The sequence below is a fragment of the Aquirhabdus parva genome, assembly GCF_003351745.1.
Classification (GTDB): Bacteria; Pseudomonadota; Gammaproteobacteria; order Pseudomonadales; family Moraxellaceae; genus Aquirhabdus; species Aquirhabdus parva.
In genome coordinates, this window is the sequence record NZ_CP031222.1 from 45,503 (window position 1) to 65,592 (window position 20,090).

A 20,090-nucleotide genomic window follows, 5' to 3' on the forward strand; every position below is an offset into this window, starting at 1 on the left:
AAAGTCTAGCCACCAGTCATGTTCATAAAGCGAACAATCTGGGGTGGCTCGTCGAGGTTAAAATAATGGCTTTCGGGTTTCTTGGGTATCGCATCCCGAATCGCCCTTTGCAAAAATTCTGGGTCATGGGGATGATTGCGCAAGACCTGTCGTAGGTCAACGGCATCTTCATTCCCGAGACAGAGTAACAAACGCCCCTCAGCGGTAAGGCGGACCCGATTGCAGTCCCCACAAAAATTATGGCTGTGGGGTGAAATCACCCCGATACGTACGTCACTGTCTCTCATCCGATGATACCGTGCTGGACCTCCGGTTGTCTCCTGTGTTGGCACTAAATCAAACTGTTGTTTGATAATGCTGAGGATCTCGCTACTTGAGATATGGGCATGTGCGCGATCATGTTCATCAATGATTCCAAGCGGCATTTCTTCGATGAATGTGAGATCCAGTTGCTTGCGTCTGGCGAAATGCACCAGATCTAGGATTTCATCATCATTGCGTCCACGCAAGATCACACTATTCAATTTGATCCGTTCAAAACCTGCATCTTGTGCAGCGTGTATGCCATCCAAAACATCATGCAGATGACCTGTGCGCGTGAGTTCATGAAAGCGTATGGGACTTAGACTATCAAGGCTGATATTAATCCGATCAAGGCCAGCGGTTTTAAGAGGAAGCGCAAATTGCTGAAGGCGGGCACCATTGGTGGTCAGCGTGAGCTCCGTTAATCCATCCAGTTGTGCCAAGCGTTCAACTAGAGCAGGCAGATTGGCTCGCACAAGAGGCTCTCCGCCTGTTAAACGAATTTTGCTGACGCCCAGCGCTACAAATGCTGCAGATACCTGATAGAGCTCTTCTAAACTCAAGATTTGCGCTTTGGGGAAGAAAGTCATGTCTTCTGCCATGCAATACACACAGCGGAAATCACAGCGATCTGTAACCGACAAGCGCAAGTAATTGATTTGACGACCAAAGCGGTCAATCAATGCCGGCGTTGTTGCTTGCTTCTCGGTTATCGGATGGCTGGATCCCATGTCAGGCACCGTTGCGATCTAACTGAGCCAGTTTACCTGCGACTTTGGTCCACTTTTCATGATCGGCTAGAGCAGGTTTCTGCTGGGTAATTTGCGTCCAGTTGGGATGCTTGGCCAAGACGGCATTTAAGTTGACGAACTCAATTTGATCTGAGGGAACTTCGTCTTCCGAGCGGATGGCATCCACAGGGCACTCGGGTTCGCACAGGGCGCAGTCGATACATTCATCGGGATCAATGACCAGAAAATTGGGTCCTTCATAGAAGCAATCGACTGGGCAGACCGATACACAGTCAGTATGTTTGCATTGAATACACTCTTCCATCACGACAAAGGTCATACGGCTTGCTCCAGATTAATTTTTTCGATTTTGCGAATATTCACGGGCACGTGTTTGTGAAACGGGGTTTTAGAGAGGGGATCACAATGGCTGCCTGCGGTGAGGCGATTGAGCTCGGGTCCAATCGGCTCACTGCCTTGATAGCGCATGCCATAGCCATGCGGAAGGGTGACCATGCCACGGCGAACAGCATCATCAATTTCAATCACCACATTGATCATGCCTGTTTCGGATTCACAGGTGGCGTGAGAGCCGTTTTCCAGCTCTAAGCGTTTCGCATCATCGGGATGCATACGCATCGCACCATGCGGATCGACTTTACGCCAAGCGGGATCACGGTAAATCTGATTGGCGTTATAACTGCGACGTTCGCCTGCCATAAGGATAAATGGGTAATCTGCACCCGGCATCACTTCGGATTTCAATGCACGAAGCTCGCTGAACATTTCAGGAATTGCCAGATGCACGCGTTTATCAGGGGTTTTAATTAACGACCACGTATCTTTGAATTCGTGCTTGCTGAGTAAGGTGCCTGCTCGGTTATTGAGAATGGCATTGAACAACACTGTACCGAGAGTCAAGCGATTACCCTGATACCCTGCGCGGCGTACCGCTTTGTAATGGGTTTGGGCATATTGAATGGCGAGTGGTAGGAGTGGCGCTGCAGCTGCGGCATCATTGGGCAGTGTTTTACCCAAGGTGCGATAGACGATGGATGCCGCAAAAGGAATCAATGCTTTGTTACGTGCAAGCGTAGCACCAATGGCGCCCATATAGCCGAGGTGATTGGAGGCTTTAGGTTCATGCTTTGCGATACGCTCCAGTAGTGGAAAGCGCTCTGGCAAGATGCCCATCTTTTCAAGCAGTCGGGTATAGATTTCGGGTTCACCCAGTGACTCGCCGAGTTTCGGAAAAAGGGCATGACGCAGATGGAAAGCATTTTCTGGAAATTCCAGATTAAAGCCAGTCGCTTCCCACTTTTCAAATTGTGAGGCTGCGGGGAGGACATAATGTGCCAGACGAGCAGTCTCTGTCATCGCCACATCAATCACCACCAGTAGTTCAAGTTGTTTGAACGCACGTTCATAGGCTTGGGTATCTGCATAGGTCATGAGCGGGTTAGCACTGTCGACAAACACCGCGCGGATACGATTCTCCCCAGCATGCTCAATCTCATCGGGCAAAATATTGGGTGGATAGATCCCCGCGATCGGGTGCATCTGGTGGTGGGCCGTCAATTTTAAGGATTTGCCGTTCTTTTTCTGACGTTCGTCAGTATGACCGAGGATCGGCAGCAGGAACGAATGGAGATTATTGCCGCCTTTTTTGCCGAAGTTACCGGTAATCAAATACAGCAGTTTTTCCAGATAACCGTTCAATGTGGTGTGTAGAGTCTGTTGTATACCCAGATCAATACGCACACATGCGGTCTTCGCTGTAGCAAAACCGCGTGCCACGCGTTCGATTTCTGCCAGTGGGATATCCGCACGCTGGGCATAGTCTTCAACAGAGATTGCGATAAGTTCCTGCTCTAGTTCTTCAAAGCCTGTGCAGTGCTTAGCGATGAAGTCACGGTCATGCAGTTTTTCACGCACGATGATCGCCAACATCGCGGACATCAGGTACGCATCGGTGCCGGGTTTAAGCTGCAGATGTATATCGGCTTGTTTTGCAGTTTCGGAGCGACGAGGGTCTATGACCACCATCGTGCGATTCGGGTCTTTTTTGATTTCTTTTAAGGTGTCGCGGGCATTCGGGATACCGTGAGCCTGAAAAGGATTGGTGCCGATAAACAGGACATAATCCGCATGCTCGACATCTTCAGTGGTATGACAAGTTTGCCGACCAAAGAGACGGCCATTGACCCAAAAGTCCCCCGTTTTTTCTTGTCCGAGTGCATTGTAGGCGTAGCGGCTTTTCATCGCGGCGAGGATTTGGCGACTATAGGCACCGCCGATGTGATTGCCTTGACCACCACCACCGACGAAAGCAAAAGCATCACCGCCATGTTGCGTGCGTATGCTAAGCAATCTTTGGGCGATGTCGCCGAGTGCTTCATCCCAACTGACTCGAGTAAATGTGCCATCCGCTTCCCGTTTGAGTGGAAACTGGAGCCGATCGCCATGATTTTGATAGTGTTCTAGACGTGCGGCTTTTTGGCAGATATAGCCTTTGGTGAGTGGATGATCTTTGTCACCACGAATCTTGGTGAACTTACCATTTTCGATTTCGACCTCTAGGCCACAATTACGTGAGCAGAGGATGCAGGCGGTTTTATCCATAATCATGGCGACATCCTTATATAAAGGGTTTTCTAGTTTTAACGAAGTGATTATTGGCTAACCACGACGGTAAGCCAATCAAATAAGGAAGTCAATTCTAAAAAGGAACTATATAGTCACGATGCTTTTATTTTATAAATACTCATATAAAACAATTTATTAAATTTGAGCTATGTTAGATGATGTTTGATCCATTTGTTTCTAACGATGATTCTTAATCACCAATAATGCTTTGCGATAGGCATTGGGAGCGATTCCGTACCACCGTTTAAAGGTCTGTGAAAAACTGGATGCGTCGCTAAAGCCGAGCCGCTCAGCAATTTCCGTCATCGATATTTGAGCATCAGATAGTAGTGTCTCGGCCAGATTCCGGCGCACTTCTTCCAAGAGGTTTCGAAAAGACGTGCCCTCTTCTTTGAGGTGTCGTTTTAACGTCCGTTCGCTGGTGTGGATCAGTTTTGCCATCATGGTTAAATCAGGCCATGTATTGCCTTGTACGGTTAGGTATTGGCGTACGATGCTGGCTGTCCCAGAGCGGATTTGGCGGCGTTCGAGCAGTTCACGACAAAGTTGTTCGCACATCGATGCTGTAATGGCATTGGCTTGCGGTAGCGGCTGATCCAGTGCCGCCCGATCAAAGGCCAGACTATTGAGTGTCGAGCTATAGTGAGGCGCTATCCCAAAAATGCGCTGCACGTCGTCATAATTCTGCGGGCCTTGCTGGGCTTTGGCGTGGAAGGTTAAGCGACGGAGACCAAAGTCGGTACTTGAGAGCTCATGCAGTAGGACGGCTGCTGCGGCCATGTCGCGTTCAACGAGAAATTGTTTAACATGCGGTTCAAGATCAGGTTCGCCAAAGCTTAAGATGCCTAAATCTCCTTCCTCGTGGTAGGTGATCAGGGTAAAGGCATAGGTGAGTGGGATAAAACGTAAGGCGAGTGTCAATGCGTCTCGGGTTGTAGCACTGCTAATCAGTCCATAGCCCCAGATACCGTAGGTTGAAAAATGATAGCGTAGGCCGACTTGTAGACCGAGGCGGTCGATTTTGGGGAGTAATTTCAATAAGTTTTCGATGACCCGCAGCTCTTGAGCGGCAGAAATTTCGGCATCGGGATGATCGAGGCTGTCGAGCTTGAGCGTCGTGCCCTTTAATAGCGTGGATGCGGAAATTCCGTGCTCTAGTCCAAAATCAAGCAATAAGCGAGTACTTGCGCTACCACGCATAAAGTCCCAAAAGTGCATTGCAAGCTGCCTTGATCACGCAGATATTGGCCTAAAGCATAAAGACAGTTGTTTGTTCATGCAATGGCAGTGGTCCAAAATATTGGCCTAAAATATAAAGTATCTGTCCCATTCTCTTATTCAACTCTGGTGCAGATTCACATAGGCTTCACTCCATGATGTCGGCAGTCCCGATGTGATGAATCCATTCACATAGGATGACCTGCATGCCAAAACGATAAACCACTCATTAAAGAATTTGATTATGCATATGTCTGATCTTAAACACGCAAACCATTCAGCCCCTCTTTCGGCCATCATTATTGGGACTGGATTCGGGGGAATCGGTATGGCCGTGGCTCTGCGCAAGCAGGGCATTGAAAACTTCCGTATTTTGGAGCGGGCGCAGGACGTGGGTGGTGTCTGGCGCGATAACAGCTATCCGGGCGCCGCGTGTGATGTACCGTCACATCTCTATTCTTTTTCTTTTGAGCCCAATCCCAATTGGTCACATGTGTTTGCCCCGCAAAAAGAAATCTACAGCTACCTTCAGCACTGCGCACATAAATACGACCTTTTGCGTCATATCCAGTTCGGTGCCGAGGTAGCAGGGGCCGCGTTTGATGAAGTGCGTTCGATATGGCGTGTGACCTTGGTTGATGGGACGACGCTTGAGAGTGCGATGCTCATTACTGCGACTGGGCAATTGAGCCTCCCTGCATATCCTCGTCTACCGGGAATTGAAACGTTTAAAGGTCACACCTTCCATTCCGCGCATTGGGACAGCCAGTACGCCTTGAGCGGCAAACGGATTGCGGTGATCGGGACGGGGGCGTCAGCGATTCAGTTTGTGCCAGCGATTGCAGATCAAGTCAAACAACTTAAGGTTTTTCAGCGCTCACCTGCGCATATTATTCCGCGTCCTGACCGTGCGTATAGCAAATTTGAACACACGTTGTTTGAGCATGTGCCGCAAGTCATGAAGGCATATCGTACCGGGATCTATTTGCAGTATGAATCTCGAGCCATCGCATTTACCAAGTTCAAAGGATTGATGAAAGTTGCGGTCGGGATTCCAGCCAAGCGATTACTGGCGAAGCAAGTGCCAGATGCAACGCTACGTGCAAAACTATTGCCAGACTATCCGATCGGTTGTAAACGCATTTTGCTGTCTAGCGAGTATTTAGCCACGATGGCTAAGCCCAATGTTGATCTGATCACCGATGGCATCAAGCAGATTACCGTTGATGGCGTTGAGACCGTTGATGGCAAGCATCATCCTGTTGATGCGATCATCTATGGTACTGGCTTTGCGGCGACTGAGTTTTTATCACCGATGCGTATCCAAGGTCGCAAAGGCCTCAATCTCAATGACGCTTGGCAAGGTGGCGCTGCGGCATATCGCGGACTAACCGTGCCTGATTTTCCAAACTTCTTTATGCTGTATGGCCCGAATACCAATCTTGGACATAACTCGATTGTATATATGCTGGAAAGCCAGATTGAGCATGTCATGCGCTGCTGGAAAACCATGCAGACGACACAAACCAATACGGTTGAAGTCGATGCAACGCGATATCAGCAATATAACGGTCATATCCAGCAGCGTTTGGTAAACACGGTATGGAATGGCTGTAAGAGCTGGTATGTCGATGCGACAGGGCATAACAGCACTAATTGGCCCGGTTTTACCCTGACCTATCGCTGGTTGACCAATCACGCCAGCCTGCAGGCTTATACATTCAGTAAAGCTGAGCAATCCTCAGCGTTTGGCGACGTTGATGTCGTTGCGATTGCCGAACCTCAGGACAGTGCTGAACAACTCAAATCGGGATTATTGCGCGGTTTTCTACGCTCAGGTTTTCGCACCCTGATTGGCCCTCCGTTTGGGGTGGCCAGCCAGCGTTGCGTTGTCAGTGCACTCTCTCATCTGATGCCAGGTAGAAGCGGCACGCTCAAGTCGCAAGTCACTGTAGACGGCTTATCGATCGAGGTGATCACTCCTGAACAAGCAACATCAGACAGTGGTGTGATTTTGTATTTGCATGGCGGTGCATTTTGTCTGGGTGCGCCTGCGACCCATCGCAGTATTACGACGCATCTCGCGGTCAATGCGGGCATGTCTGTTTGGGTACCGGATTATCGCCTTGCACCCGAGCATCCTTATCCTGCGGCACTGGATGATGCTGAGTCGAGCTATCATGCGCTGCTGAAACAAGGCTATAGCGCAGATCAAATCGTGATTGCTGGGGACTCTGCTGGTGGGTCGCTTGCGATTGCGTTGGCACTCCGTTTACGAGATCAAGGGGCTTTGACGCCAGCAGGTTTACTCTTGCTTTCACCGGTTACCGACAGCACCCTGAGCGGTACTACGCTAAAAACCCATCAGCGTAAAGACCCGATGATTCGTTTGGGCTGGTTACAGCAAGGATTGGGCTGGTATGCGAGTCGAGATGCATCCGTGCATCAGCCGTTAGAGCAGAACCTGCGCGGTCTGCCACCGATGCTGATCCAAGTGGGCGATCAGGAGGTCCTCCGTTCTGATTCGACCCGTTTAGCCGAACATGCGACCCAATGCGGCGTGGATTGCAAACTTGAAATCTACGCGGGGCGCTGGCATGTGTTTCAGTTGCAATCCTTCTACTTGAGTTCAGCGAAGCTGGCACTGCATCGTCTTGCCGATTTCGCGAGAGCCTGCGTGAAGGCGCAGTCCGAAGAGCACGTTGCCTTGCCATCGCTGGATCTGGCTGCGGTACAGGCGGATACCCCTTAATCTAAAAAGTATTCATTTTTAGAGTTCTTTACAGTCCGATATGTCAGACCCTTATGCAAATAGAGGGCCTGACTTATCGTTAGATGAGCAGTATGAATGTGATTCCAGTATTTAAAAAATAGTATGTAAGATATTTTGACTGAATCTTAAGGGGCTGTTGGGCACAACTTTTGATGAAATAAGTGTCGATGTGAACAGAAAAATACTATTCATCTTATAAAATTATTTAAAATTTATTTGGCTTTAACGGTCATTACATATGGACTCAATGTCAATTTAACGATCATAAAAAATAGACTTACATTTATATCCACTTGATAAAACATTCTCCTTTTTATTAAAAAAACGCTACTACTCTAAAGTTTAACTAAACGGTAATAATTGTTGGGTAGATTTCATTTAATATGCATAGAATATGTAGAATATATGTGTTTTTTGTTATGTTCATGTGTGAAACGCGCCCTTGTTCTTCGCTTTAACGTCATACCCTTTCTGGCAGATGAAATTGAAAAATAAACTACTCTTAACTCTAAGTATTTTGGCTGTCATGCATGCAAGCCATGCCGCAGAAGTGGAAGCTGGTGGATTAACTGGTAAATTTTCGGTAAGTCCTTCAGGAGGCGCAGTTTATGATATTCCGCTTGCACTCCCCGCAGGTATTAACGGGGTGCAACCCAGTCTAAGCGTGACATATAACAGCCAAGGTGGCTATGGGCTATTAGGTCAGGGAGCCTCGCTTTCAGGTCTTTCCGTACTTCAGCGCTGTGGTCAAGTCAAAATCATTGATGGAACCAACCGCCCAATCGCCGGGGATGCCAATGATCGACTTTGTCTGGATGGCCAGCAACTGCTGCTGGTGAGCGGGGACTCATACTGGGCAGACAACGCGATCTACAGCACCGAAATCAAGAATTTTGCCCGTGTTCAAGCGGTCGTTGACCAAGGTAATAAATACTATCAAGTGATCGCCAAAGATGGACAGGTTTCCCGCTACGGAAGTCGAGACGACTCACGTGAACGTGCTGGCGACTCCTCCTTTGATCCCAATCTGATCATCGCCTGGTATATCGATACGGCCTATAAGCGTGAATATCCGGGTGTTGGCATTACATATGCCTACAGAATCGTCAATCCCAGTGACTTTGGGATTAACGATGGCAACATGATTTCAAAGAAGATGTTGGATGCCATTCGTTATGTTTATGGCAGTAACGATGCCACGGTTAAGGCTGTCATGAATTACATGCCAGTTAATTTATACAGTAAGCAATATGCTCCAGGTGGTCTCCATCTGCAAAACAATTACCTGCTTAAAGGGATCTCGGTTTGTGAATCCAGTGGCAATGCCCCTTGTGGAGAAACGAGTAGTGGAGCCGAACAAGGTAAATTGATATCCAAATACAAATTTGGATATCAGGATACGAATCAAGACAACGCGATGGCACGCTTGCCAAAATTAACCTCAGTGACCGCTTGTGGGATTAATGATCAGTGTTTAAAGCCTGTAACCTTTAACTATAACGCTGTGAATCTGCAGGTGGATAAGCGTGTGGTTCAGTTGTCTGGAGTTGCGGATGCTGATCGGGTTATTCATGGGGATTTTAATGGCGATGGGCTGGCTGACTTCTTAACAACCTCCCTTACCGGAGTACAGGAGGTTTTTGATCCTTATCCACAAACTGCTCCAATTAATATTAATTTCTCTAATGGTGCGGACTTTACAAACATAAGTTCAAGTAGACCAACTTATCCTATAAATACTGGGAATGAGAAGTATGAGGACTTATATGATTTTGTTGGCTATGATTTTCATGGGGTGAATCGGTTAGGCACAATTACTGAAGTAGGAGGTGTTTTTCATACTCTTAGTAATACTAATGCTAATGCTAATGGTTTTACTGTTGAGAGCAAAGATTTTCCTGCAACAGGCTCTTATGATTCAAGCAAGTGGATTTCTTATAAAAATACAAGTTCAAACGAAACTGGGATAAGTGGTCAGAACTATTCAGGAGATATCAATGGTGATGGAATTGCCGATTGGATTCGAGTTTCTGATACTCGTTTAACCTACTTTTTAGGTGGAGATAATATTTCCGAGAGTCAGCGCGTTGGATCAATCCCTTTTAATGCTTCTTATCCCGGATCTCCAATATCTCCAATCAGCGGTGATATCGGTTGGACTAAATTTGTTACCGATGTGAATGGTGATGGTTTCTCAGATGTTGTAGTTGTAAGTGGTTTGGGGATATATCAATCTCAGCATGCTATTACCACTCTTTTTTTAAGAAACGGGCAAGTGGATCATGTAGTGAACTATCCATTCGACATACCGAGTTACTTTACTCCTGATCCAGATAATCCAACGCCATATGCCATATTTTCAGGGGATTTTAATGGTGATGGCTTAATGGATATTTTTCTTGGTTATAGTGGAAGTGGTTTGATGTTCTTTTCTAAGGGCAATGGGAAGTTTGAATCGGTTGAGGTCTCTTCTGCCTTGGCAGGCTTAGATTTAAAAACGTCCACATGGGTTGCTGATTGGAACGGAGATGGGATCGCTGATATCGTTAATTGGGACAAGTCTGCGAATAAATTCCATGTTCTTTTGGGTGGCTCGAATAAGATATTTACCCTTTTCGACCAAGGCGGTATTGACTACGTTGCATCAAGTTATGACCGCGTATTCCCAGATGACTACAATGGCGATGGTCGTACCGATGTCCTCGGACTCAATGGCTCCCAAGCCACCATCTGGAGCAACAACGGCACCAATGGTGAACTCAACCAGATCGATACCTTCTCCGGAACGATTAAAGTCCAGTTTAGCCGACTGACTGATAAATCCATCTATATCAAAGACACCAATGCTGCCGTACCCCAGCAGAATGACATCCAAGACGCGCGTCAAGTAGTCAAATCCGTACAAACCTCCAATGGAATCGGTGGCTACTCCGAACCAATGCTGTATTTCTACGGCGGTTTAAAAGTTGATCGTGACCGAGGCTCATTAGGATTCCGCTGGATCACCAGTACCGTCGTCAATGATGCCGCTCGAGATGAAACCGGTGGTGGACAGCGCTGGAGTAAAGAACTCTATACCGAATATTCCCAGCAGTTCCCCTTTGTCGGTTTGGTTGCCAACTCCAAAACATTTACCTGTAACCACACCACCGCAACAGCCACATGTTATGACCTGACTACGACGCAGAACAACTGGCAATACAAACCGTTCACCTTGAATAGTGCCGTTGGTGCCCGCACCAGCTACTTCCCCTATGTCAACGACAGCCACACCCAAACGTATCGTCTCGATCAAATGTATCAGGGTGGTGCGGTAGCCATGGTTGGTAAAACAGAAAGTGCCCCTTCTGCTCATCCAGAAATCGTCCCGATCAGCAACGCCGTCTTAAGCCTGCCTGCGATCTTAAGTGTATTGCTAGATGAGTAAGTCGCGCGATGAATAATATTTTAAAGACAGATCGACCAAGGAGTATCGCGATGAAGACATTGACGACAATCGGCATGCTCCTGTGCTATGCCCTCATCACGAATCAGTCAGCACAAGCGGGCGACAACCAGCCAGGCTACTTCGTAAGCACCCTGCGTGTGACGGTTCAACCCGACAGCCATAAGCAAGTCATGATCTTTAGTGCCGGTCCGCATAAAAGCAAACCCGCGTGTTCCAACGCGGATGGAGGCTGGGCTCTTGATCTCAGCACCCCTGAAGGTCAAGCCCTGATGAAACAACTGCTCAGTGCCTACACCGGACATAAAGCGGTTGTCATACAAGGCAGCAATGACTGCAGCGTAATGAATGATCGAGAAACCGCACAAACGATTACGACGTTATAAAGAGCAAGAACAGCATCATTTAGAAAACGTCCTTTATTGATTAAACAGAATTAAAGATTTGGGGTAAGAAATGCGATTGACCACTGGCGTGATAGGCGGCTTAAAACAGCTGACGATACTATGTCTCGTAACGGCTGGGCTTAATGTCAGCGCAGTCCATGCAGGCATTGTGCAGAGTAGTGATACCAGCTATCAGTACGATGATGAAGGCAATGTTCTGCGTCAGGACGTCATCATCACCGCCAATGAAGAAAACGCAGATGGCGCAACCACACAGCGTAAATATCGCAATCTCACTGTAAACAGTTACGACTACAAAGACCCCAAAAGCTGGATGCTCGGCCAACTGAAGTGTACGCAAACCCTCAAACAAATCGTCAACCCCACCTCAGAGCTCAGCAATGTCGGTGGTGGTTTAACTGATGTCGTCGACAATCACTCTACCACCTTCGTATATGTCGGCACCTATGCCGAGATATTACAATCAAATAAAAGTGGTGAACTTGCACCAACAGATCCAAACAACGTTCAGAGCTGTACCGCGCCAACCGATAATCTCATTACCACCAATTACTCTTACGATAGCTGGGGAAATTTGTCTAGCGTAGATAAAGCGGCCCCTGCTACAGCAACTGCAGCGGCAGTGAGTAGCCATGACGAGATGACTTACACCACAGATGGTCGTTATCTTGCCAGCAAAACCAATCAATTCGGGCAAGTAGAACGCTACGATTATGATCTGGCCCGTGGTTTATTGAAGACGAAGACCTTTATAGATGGTACGACCGAAAGTTATGTGTACGATGATGTGGGTCGTCTAACCCGAACCAACAGCTTTGATGGAACGTCGATCTGGACTGAGTATAAAAACTGCGGTGCTACAGGACCCGAGCAATGCACTAATCTTGAAAAGTACCTAATCAAGACCACCAAACATGTGCCCGAAAGTTCTGGCGCTAATCAGATACTCTCGCCTGACATTAAGTATTATGATCAGTTGGGTCGTAATACGCATTCAATGCGTTATATCTACACGGACCCTAATGCCCAGACCTCACGTGTCCAAGTGACGAGTCTTGTAGAGTATGATCCCTATGGGCGTGTGAGATACACACATACTCCTTACTTCGGTGATGAATCCCTTGCTGACTACGATAAGAGCTGGACGAAGACCTCTTACGACGCCTTTGACCGTCCATTTAAGACCATAGACAACAACACCAAGAAAGTCACCGCGGTTAAATACATCAACCCATTCACCACCTTCTCATCCCTTGCTGCCTGTGACGCCTGTGCCCCCGACAGCAGTAAGGCCGAAGTGGTCAATGCCTTGAATCAACAAGTCATGGTGATCGACAGCAAAGGCTCACGTCTGCGTAAAACCTATGACGCAGCAGGTCACCTGCGCCGAACCATCGACTCGCTGAACTACAACATCACCATGGACTACGATCTTGCGGGCAACAAAATTGGCATGCATGATCCCGACATGGGCTACTGGAGCTACACCTACGACGGCTTTGGACGTTTAAGAACCCAGACCAATGCCAAAGGCAACCTCACCAGCTATGAATACGACGTCCTGAATCGTCTGATCCATCGAGTCGAACCAGATAAAGACAGCTACTGGGAGTATGACAACAGCAACGGTAGTGGTCGTAGCGGTAAACTAGTCAGCACCTATACACTGGCAAATGGCGCTAAAGACTATAGCGAAAGTTACGACTATGATGGTTTGGGACGTAAAACCGTCACCCACACCAGCAAACTGATCGACCCGAAAGGAACAGCGACTCAAACCTTCGACAGCAGCGTCAGTTACGACTGGCTCAGTCGTCCAGAAACGATCACCTATCCGAACGGACAAAGCTACGTCAATGTCTATGACTTCTATGGCAACCTCGTTCGTCTACGGACACTCGACAACAAAACCCTCTGGCAAGCCCTGTCGCGTGATCGCTGGAACCGAGTTGTCAAAGAACGGCTAGGTAACGGTCTCGTCACCACCCGTAGCTACAACTTCTCGCGTAGCACACTGAACAGCATCAACACCACATTACAAGTGGGTGCCAACACCAGCCTGATCCAGAACGACACCTATCAATTTGACGACTACGGCAACCTGTTCAACCGTACCGACCAAATGACTGGTTATAGCGAAGATGCCGAATACGACTCCTTAAACCGGATTCGCTATCTGACCCAGAAAAACGTCAATCTCAACCAGATCATCCAGAGCAACCAATACACCTACAACAGTGCGGGTAACCTCCTGCACAAAACAGGCGTCGGTGACTACACCTATGGAAGCCCAGGCAAAGCCGGCTGTACCGGGATCCACCAAGTCTGTCAAACCACAGGTGGCAACGGCATAGCCGACAACACCTTCACCTACGACGCCAATGGCAACATGCTAAATGGCAATGGCAAAAGCAGCGTCGTGTGGAACAGCTTTGACAAAGTCAGCAAAATCAAAACCACCGATGGCGTAGAAGAAAACTTCCTCTACGACACCGACCACGACCGCGTGCGCAAGACCCAATACAAATATGGCGTGAAGACTTCCGAAATCGTCTACATCAACCCGCGTCTAGACCTGGGTGGCACCTTCGAGCGCAGCTACGACTACAAGACCGATGGCGTCACCGTCAACAAGATCGAAGAACGTGCGCACCTGTATGCCGATGGACGACCCATAGGTCAGTTCGTCACAGTGAGAAATGCTCAAGATAGCGTCACCGACAACCATCTGGACTACTTCCTGACCGACCATCTGGGCTCGATCAAAATCGTCACTGATGAATCAGGAGCCGTGAAAGAACGAACCACGTTCGACGTGTGGGGTCAACGTGTCTCCATGGATGGCACAGCGGCAACACGCCATGGCTTCACGGGTCATGAAATGTTGGATGACGTGAATTTAGTGAACATGAATGGCCGGATTTATGATCCTGAGATAGGTCGATTCATGAGCGCGGATCCGACAGTAGATGGGGTTGATGATCTACAGGGTTATAACCGCTATAGTTATACGAGTAACAATCCTCTGAGCTATGTTGATTTAGATGGTTATCGCTGGAAGTTCCTAGGTAAGAAGTTGGGCGGGTTTATTGAGAAAATTGCACGACCTGCGGCAGCTGTTGTAGTTAGTATTGTCGTCTGTGGACCCGGTGCGCCGGCGTGCGTGGGTGCGGTCTCTGCGGCAACGAATTCCGCACTTTCCGGAGGTAGTCTTAGCGATGTACTCAATGCTGGAGTTCGTGGCGGGATCATCGGTGCAATCTCAGGTGGAATCTCAGGTGGCATTGGCGACAATATCGATCAAGCTACATCGCCGTTTTTAAATGCGGTTGCACATGGTGTAGCGAATGCGGTAATCAGCAAGGTTACAGGTGGTGATGCGGGTGCGGGCTTTATCAGTGGATTTGCAGGAGCCTATGCATCTAATATCGGCATTACCAGTAATGTTTATGGTGCAGCTTTTATTGGTGGGGCGACAAGCGCAGCAACAGGTGGTGACTTCTTTGAAGGAGCGACATTAGCAGCGATTAGTTTCCAAACTAATTGGGAAATGCATAGTGGACGAACCACAGGTGCAGCTATTGGAGCTGGAGTTGGTGCCGTTGCAGGAGCTGGTGTCGCTGTTGCCTGTGATGGCATGACAAGTATGTTATGTACACCGGGTAATCCAGCAATCGTCGCAGGTGGTACAGTTGTCGGTGGTTCTATAGGGTCGATACTTGGGGGCTGGTATGACGCTGTCCATGCAATATTAAGTACAAGCGGTGGACAGAGCAATAGTTTGAATATGTCAGGTCAGGGCTCAAGTACGGGTTCTCCAATACCAGACCCTGATGATGATTTTGATAATAGGCCAAATAAGGTTCGCATTGCGGGTCAGTCAGGAAAAGAAGCAGCCAAAGATGTGCCCTCTTGGGCGCGGGGAGAAGTTCCTAAAGTTGGAGAAAATGGGAATAAATTTGCTACTCGATTAATGAATGACAAGTATGGTAAAGGCGAGTGGGAGAAAGGGGTCGGGGAGTTTAATAAGATTAGAAAATACGGTGATCGTGGTTTTAAAGACCCTAATTAATTTTAAATTGGATATATAGCATGTCACAAAAGAAAGTTTATCTATTACAGCATTGGTATGATGAAGATGATCTTGAAACTTATAAGATCCTTGCTGTTTTTAGTTCAAAAGAGAAGGCAGATGAAGCCAGAGAGTATTTTGCCAAATTGTCTGGTTTTAGGGATTATCCAGAAGATTTTATAATAAATAGCTACGTTCTCGATGAACTAAAAGAGTGGACTGAAGGTTTTGTTTCTGAAAATGATTTAGATGATTTCTGGAAAGAATAGGCCGACAGCGACAGTGGCATGTTATATCAAGAAAGCACTATTCGGTATTTTCTGTGGGGGCATCGGCTATGCCCAATTTACTTAAGAGTCGAATGTTTTTAATTGATATTTATGACAAAGTTTGATTTTAATGATTAACAATTATAGAGGTACTTCTACGATGAAAAAATTAATCCTCATCTGTGCCCTCGCCATGAGCTCATGGGCAGTCGCAGCACCCGCCTCGATTCTGACCGTCCCGAGTGGCTGGCGTTTGCAGAACTATACAGGTGGTGCTCTCGTGGTCTGGTATACCACAGCAAGCACCTGTACCACCGGAAAGCTGACACTACCTGCAGGCAACGAATCACAGCGTAACCGATTCTGGGCACTGGTACTGGCTGCCAAAACAGCCTCACGTAAAGTCCTCGTTGAATACGACGACAGCACCTGCGTGATCAGCAGCTTTGGCCTACTTGAAGGCTGATCTACCCGTTACTGAACACTATAGGTACTTTGAATAGATGGTTAATCTCAAGCAAGTTCAACGTGGTTTTACGCTATTGGAGCTGATGATCGTACTGGTCATCATCGGCTTGCTTGCCGGGATTATTGGTCCCAATCTATTCAAGAATCTTGAGAAATCAGAAAAAACCACCGCACGCGCCCAGATAGACGCCTTCACCAAAGCCATAGACCAATATCGACTCGACACCGGCAGCTACCCAGACAAAAGCACAGGCTTAAAAGCCCTGTCTACTGCACCCGCAGGCGCCCAAAACTGGAATGGCCCTTATCTTAAAAAAGTCCCGTTAGACCCCTGGGGCAGTCCTTACCAATACCAGTATCCGGGAACGCACAACACAACGGAATACGATGTCTACTCATGGGGTAAAGATAAAGCGGCGGGTGGAAGCGATGATGGGGCAGATATTGGTAATTGGTAGATTGATTAGGCGCTCAAATGATGTGTCTAAGAGTTCCGGTAGATTTTAAAGATCATTTCTTAACTATCTTTAGATGAAAAATAAGAAAACTCTCCCCTCTATTTAGTGAAAATTCTGCATTTTGATTATTTCAAAATCCCTTTCGGTTAAGAAAATACAACCAAACGGTAATAAATATTAAATAAAGTTTATTTATTTCTCATAGAATATGTAGAATATATGTGTTTTTTGTTATATTCATGTGTGAAACGCGCCCTTGTTCTTCGCTTTAACGTCATACCCTTTCTGGCAGATGAAATTGAAAAATAAACTACTCTTAACTCTAAGTATTTTGGCTGTCATGCATGCAAGCCATGCCGCAGAAGTGGAAGCTGGTGGATTAACTGGTAAATTTTCGGTAAGTCCTTCAGGAGGCGCAGTTTATGATATTCCGCTTGCACTCCCCGCAGGTATTAACGGGGTGCAACCCAGTCTAAGCGTGACATATAACAGCCAAGGTGGCTATGGGCTATTAGGTCAGGGAGCCTCGCTTTCAGGTCTTTCCGTACTTCAGCGCTGTGGTCAAGTCAAAATCATTGATGGAACCAACCGCCCAATCGCCGGGGATGCCAATGATCGACTTTGTCTGGATGGCCAGCAACTGCTGCTGGTGAGCGGGGACTCATACTGGGCAGACAACGCGATCTACAGCACCGAAATCAAGAATTTTGCCCGTGTTCAAGCGGTCGTTGACCAAGGTAATAAATACTATCAAGTGATCGCCAAAGATGGACAGGTTTCCCGCTACGGAAGTCGAGACGACTCACGTGAACGTGCTGGCGACTCCTCCTTTGATCCCAATCTGATCATCGCCTGGTATATCGATACGGCCTATAAGCGTGAATATCCGGGTGTTGGCATTACATATGCCTACAGAATCGTCAATCCCAGTGACTTTGGGATTAACGATGGCAACATGATTTCAAAGAAGATGTTGGATGCCATTCGTTATGTTTATGGCAGTAACGATGCCACGGTTAAGGCTGTCATGAATTACATGCCAGTTAATTTATACAGTAAGCAATATGCTCCAGGTGGTCTCCATCTGCAAAACAATTACCTGCTTAAAGGGATCTCGGTTTGTGAATCCAGTGGCAATGCCCCTTGTGGAGAAACGAGTAGTGGAGCCGAACAAGGTAAATTGATATCCAAATACAAATTTGGATATCAGGATACGAATCAAGACAACGCGATGGCACGCTTGCCAAAATTAACCTCAGTGACCGCTTGTGGGATTAATGATCAGTGTTTAAAGCCTGTAACCTTTAACTATAACGCTGTGAATCTGCAGGTGGATAAGCGTGTGGTTCAGTTGTCTGGAGTTGCGGATGCTGATCGGGTTATTCATGGGGATTTTAATGGCGATGGACTGGCTGATTTAGTTATTACACCGGTGCTACCGGATCGACAAATATCCGCTCTTACAGATTTTCCTCAGACTGCCCCTCTAAATCTTTTTTTCTCTGACGGATATAATTTTAATAAAACTATTAAGCAGAGATCTACATACCCAAACGTATATAATTGTCGTTCTGAATTGGTAAATGGTACTTATTACATTCATTATGGAGTGAACGATCCAAAAGCATTTCCTTGTAATGCATATGAGAATTTAAGTAACTTTATTCCTATTCCTAACGCAAAAACCTCATTAGGTTATGCTGCGCTTTCCACAGCGCCTTATTCATCTCAAAACTCTATTATTACATTAATGTTTTCCGCAGCTTCATTTGTTCTGAACAGCGATGTTAATGGCAGTTTTAATCCTGATGAGGTAAGAACCCCTACTACGGGTTATGGTATATTTTTTGATACCTTATCTAATTTTCAAGCCGCACAAATTAATGATGATGGGATTCCTGACTTAGTTCAATTTTTAGGCAATAGTTTTGTTTATGTATTAGGGGGAAGTACGGCTTCAGACTACATTACAAATATGGGCTATGCTCCTAGTAGTATTCAGCTAGGAAGTAATTTTTCTTTACCTCAAGAAGAACATTTTTTTGCTGATGTAAATGGCGATGGTATAAGTGATGTTATTGTTTTAAATAGTTTCTTATCAAATATAAAAACGGCTTTCCTCAAAAACATAGGATATGATCATGAAGTCGTCTATGATTACAGCTCTGTAGCTCCTCCTCCAAATATTAATAACGGCGATTTCACGTTAACAGGTGACTTTAATGGAGACGGTCTTTTAGACATCGCCTCATACTATGCAAGTTCACGTCAACTGTTAGTCCATTTTTCGAAAGGCAACGGCTATTTCGAGTCCATTAAATTTAATATTACGAATCCAAACACAAAACTCAGTAGCCTATATACATGGGTTGCTGATTGGAATGGTGATGGTCGCGCTGATATCGTTAACTGGGATAAAGACGCTCAAGTCTTTCATGTCTTCTTAGGCTCAAGAGGCGCAGAGGGCAAAATCTTTGTGCCTTATGACCAAGGCGGTATTGACTACGTTGCATCAAGTTATGACCGCGTATTCCCAGATGACTACAATGGCGATGGTCGTACCGATGTCCTCGGACTCAATGGCTCCCAAGCCACCATCTGGAGCAACAACGGCACCAATGGTGAACTCAACCAGATCGATACCTTCTCCGGAACGATTAAAGTCCAGTTTAGCCGACTGACTGATAAATCCATCTATATCAAAGACACCAATGCTGCCGTACCCCAGCAGAATGACATCCAAGACGCGCGTCAAGTAGTCAAATCCGTACAAACCTCCAATGGAATCGGTGGCTACTCCGAACCAATGCTGTATTTCTACGGCGGTTTAAAAGTTGATCGTGACCGAGGCTCATTAGGATTCCGCTGGATCACCAGTACCGTCGTCAATGATGCCGCTCGAGATGAAACCGGTGGTGGACAGCGCTGGAGTAAAGAACTCTATACCGAATATTCCCAGCAGTTCCCCTTTGTCGGTTTGGTTGCCAACTCCAAAACATTTACCTGTAACCACACCACCGCAACAGCCACATGTTATGACCTGACTACGACGCAGAACAACTGGCAATACAAACCGTTCACCTTGAATAGTGCCGTTGGTGCCCGCACCAGCTACTTCCCCTATGTCAACGACAGCCACACCCAAACGTATCGTCTCGATCAAATGTATCAGGGTGGTGCGGTAGCCATGGTTGGTAAAACAGAAAGTGCCCCTTCTGCTCATCCAGAAATCGTCCCGATCAGCAACGCCGTCTTAAGCCTGCCTGCGATCTTAAGTGTATTGCTAGATGAGTAAGTCGC

Annotated in this window: 12 protein-coding genes and 1 pseudogene; 9 read left to right on the forward strand and 4 right to left on the reverse strand. The window is 47.0% G+C overall.

What is annotated here, in order from left to right; translation table 11 throughout:
* Positions 1-5: 5 nt before the first annotated feature.
* The 4 genes from moaA to HYN46_RS00260 form a co-directional block, all read right to left on the reverse strand.
* Entirely contained in the window at positions 6-1,034 is a 1,029-nt protein-coding gene (gene moaA, locus HYN46_RS00245) for a GTP 3',8-cyclase MoaA (RefSeq protein WP_114897574.1), read from the reverse strand.
* 1 nt (position 1,035) lies between these two features.
* Positions 1,036-1,374, reverse strand: coding sequence for a ferredoxin FdxA (fdxA, locus tag HYN46_RS00250; RefSeq protein WP_114897575.1), 339 nt, complete (start codon positions 1,372-1,374; stop codon positions 1,036-1,038).
* Positions 1,371-3,662 (reverse strand): molybdopterin-dependent oxidoreductase, encoded by a 2,292-nt coding sequence (locus HYN46_RS00255; protein ID WP_114897576.1) that lies wholly within the window; start codon positions 3,660-3,662, stop codon positions 1,371-1,373. The genes fdxA and HYN46_RS00255 overlap by 4 nt, the downstream gene beginning before the upstream one ends.
* Positions 3,663-3,857: 195 nt before the next feature.
* Positions 3,858-4,898, reverse strand: a complete 1,041-nt coding sequence (locus HYN46_RS00260; RefSeq protein WP_114897577.1) for an AraC family transcriptional regulator — start codon at positions 4,896-4,898, stop codon at positions 3,858-3,860.
* A 250-nt stretch (positions 4,899-5,148) separates the two neighbouring features.
* Between HYN46_RS00260 and HYN46_RS17455 the strand changes: the two are divergent.
* The 9 genes and pseudogenes from HYN46_RS17455 to HYN46_RS00300 all read left to right on the forward strand — a co-directional run.
* Positions 5,149-6,618 (forward strand): annotated as a pseudogene (locus tag HYN46_RS17455) (flavin-containing monooxygenase); the annotation flags it as partial.
* Positions 6,619-6,810: 192 nt separating this feature from the next.
* Positions 6,811-7,650 carry an alpha/beta hydrolase gene (locus HYN46_RS17460; RefSeq protein WP_228254920.1) on the forward strand — a complete coding sequence of 280 codons (840 nt, stop codon included), beginning with the start codon at positions 6,811-6,813 and terminating at the stop codon, positions 7,648-7,650.
* 505 nt (positions 7,651-8,155) lie between these two features.
* On the forward strand, positions 8,156-11,098 hold the full coding sequence (locus HYN46_RS00270; RefSeq protein WP_162818033.1) for an FG-GAP-like repeat-containing protein: 2,943 nt from the start codon (positions 8,156-8,158) through the stop codon (positions 11,096-11,098).
* A gap of 50 nt (positions 11,099-11,148) precedes the next feature.
* On the forward strand, positions 11,149-11,502 hold the full coding sequence (locus tag HYN46_RS00275) for a hypothetical protein (RefSeq protein ID WP_114897580.1): 354 nt from the start codon (positions 11,149-11,151) through the stop codon (positions 11,500-11,502).
* Between the two features lie 70 nt (positions 11,503-11,572).
* Positions 11,573-15,595, forward strand: coding sequence for an RHS repeat domain-containing protein (locus HYN46_RS00280; RefSeq protein ID WP_114897581.1), 4,023 nt, complete (start codon positions 11,573-11,575; stop codon positions 15,593-15,595).
* Between the two features lie 20 nt (positions 15,596-15,615).
* On the forward strand, positions 15,616-15,864 hold the full coding sequence (locus tag HYN46_RS00285; protein ID WP_114897582.1) for a DUF7336 domain-containing protein: 249 nt from the start codon (positions 15,616-15,618) through the stop codon (positions 15,862-15,864).
* A 160-nt stretch (positions 15,865-16,024) separates the two neighbouring features.
* Positions 16,025-16,330 carry a hypothetical protein gene (locus tag HYN46_RS00290; RefSeq protein ID WP_114897583.1) on the forward strand — a complete coding sequence of 102 codons (306 nt, stop codon included), beginning with the start codon at positions 16,025-16,027 and terminating at the stop codon, positions 16,328-16,330.
* Positions 16,331-16,367: 37 nt separating this feature from the next.
* Positions 16,368-16,790 (forward strand): type II secretion system major pseudopilin GspG, encoded by a 423-nt coding sequence (gene gspG / locus HYN46_RS00295; RefSeq protein WP_114897584.1) that lies wholly within the window; start codon positions 16,368-16,370, stop codon positions 16,788-16,790.
* Positions 16,791-17,088: 298 nt separating this feature from the next.
* Positions 17,089-20,085 (forward strand): FG-GAP-like repeat-containing protein, encoded by a 2,997-nt coding sequence (locus tag HYN46_RS00300; protein ID WP_162818034.1) that lies wholly within the window; start codon positions 17,089-17,091, stop codon positions 20,083-20,085.
* Positions 20,086-20,090: the final 5 nt, after the last annotated feature.

Excerpts from the sequence above, each read along its gene's own strand:
- HYN46_RS00285 (WP_114897582.1), top strand. The coding sequence starts at position 15,616 with ATGTCACAAAAGAAAGTTTATCTATTACAGCATTGGTATGATGAAGAT.
- HYN46_RS00260 (WP_114897577.1), bottom strand. The coding sequence starts at position 4,898 with ATGCACTTTTGGGACTTTATGCGTGGTAGCGCAAGTACTCGCTTATTG.
- gspG (WP_114897584.1), top strand. The coding sequence starts at position 16,368 with ATGGTTAATCTCAAGCAAGTTCAACGTGGTTTTACGCTATTGGAGCTG.
- HYN46_RS00290 (WP_114897583.1), top strand. The coding sequence starts at position 16,025 with ATGAAAAAATTAATCCTCATCTGTGCCCTCGCCATGAGCTCATGGGCA.
- HYN46_RS00275 (WP_114897580.1), top strand. The coding sequence starts at position 11,149 with ATGAAGACATTGACGACAATCGGCATGCTCCTGTGCTATGCCCTCATC.
- fdxA (WP_114897575.1), bottom strand. The coding sequence starts at position 1,374 with ATGACCTTTGTCGTGATGGAAGAGTGTATTCAATGCAAACATACTGAC.
- moaA (WP_114897574.1), bottom strand. The coding sequence starts at position 1,034 with ATGGGATCCAGCCATCCGATAACCGAGAAGCAAGCAACAACGCCGGCA.
- HYN46_RS00255 (WP_114897576.1), bottom strand. The coding sequence starts at position 3,662 with ATGATTATGGATAAAACCGCCTGCATCCTCTGCTCACGTAATTGTGGC.
- HYN46_RS00280 (WP_114897581.1), top strand. The coding sequence starts at position 11,573 with ATGCGATTGACCACTGGCGTGATAGGCGGCTTAAAACAGCTGACGATA.
- HYN46_RS17460 (WP_228254920.1), top strand. The coding sequence starts at position 6,811 with ATGCCAGGTAGAAGCGGCACGCTCAAGTCGCAAGTCACTGTAGACGGC.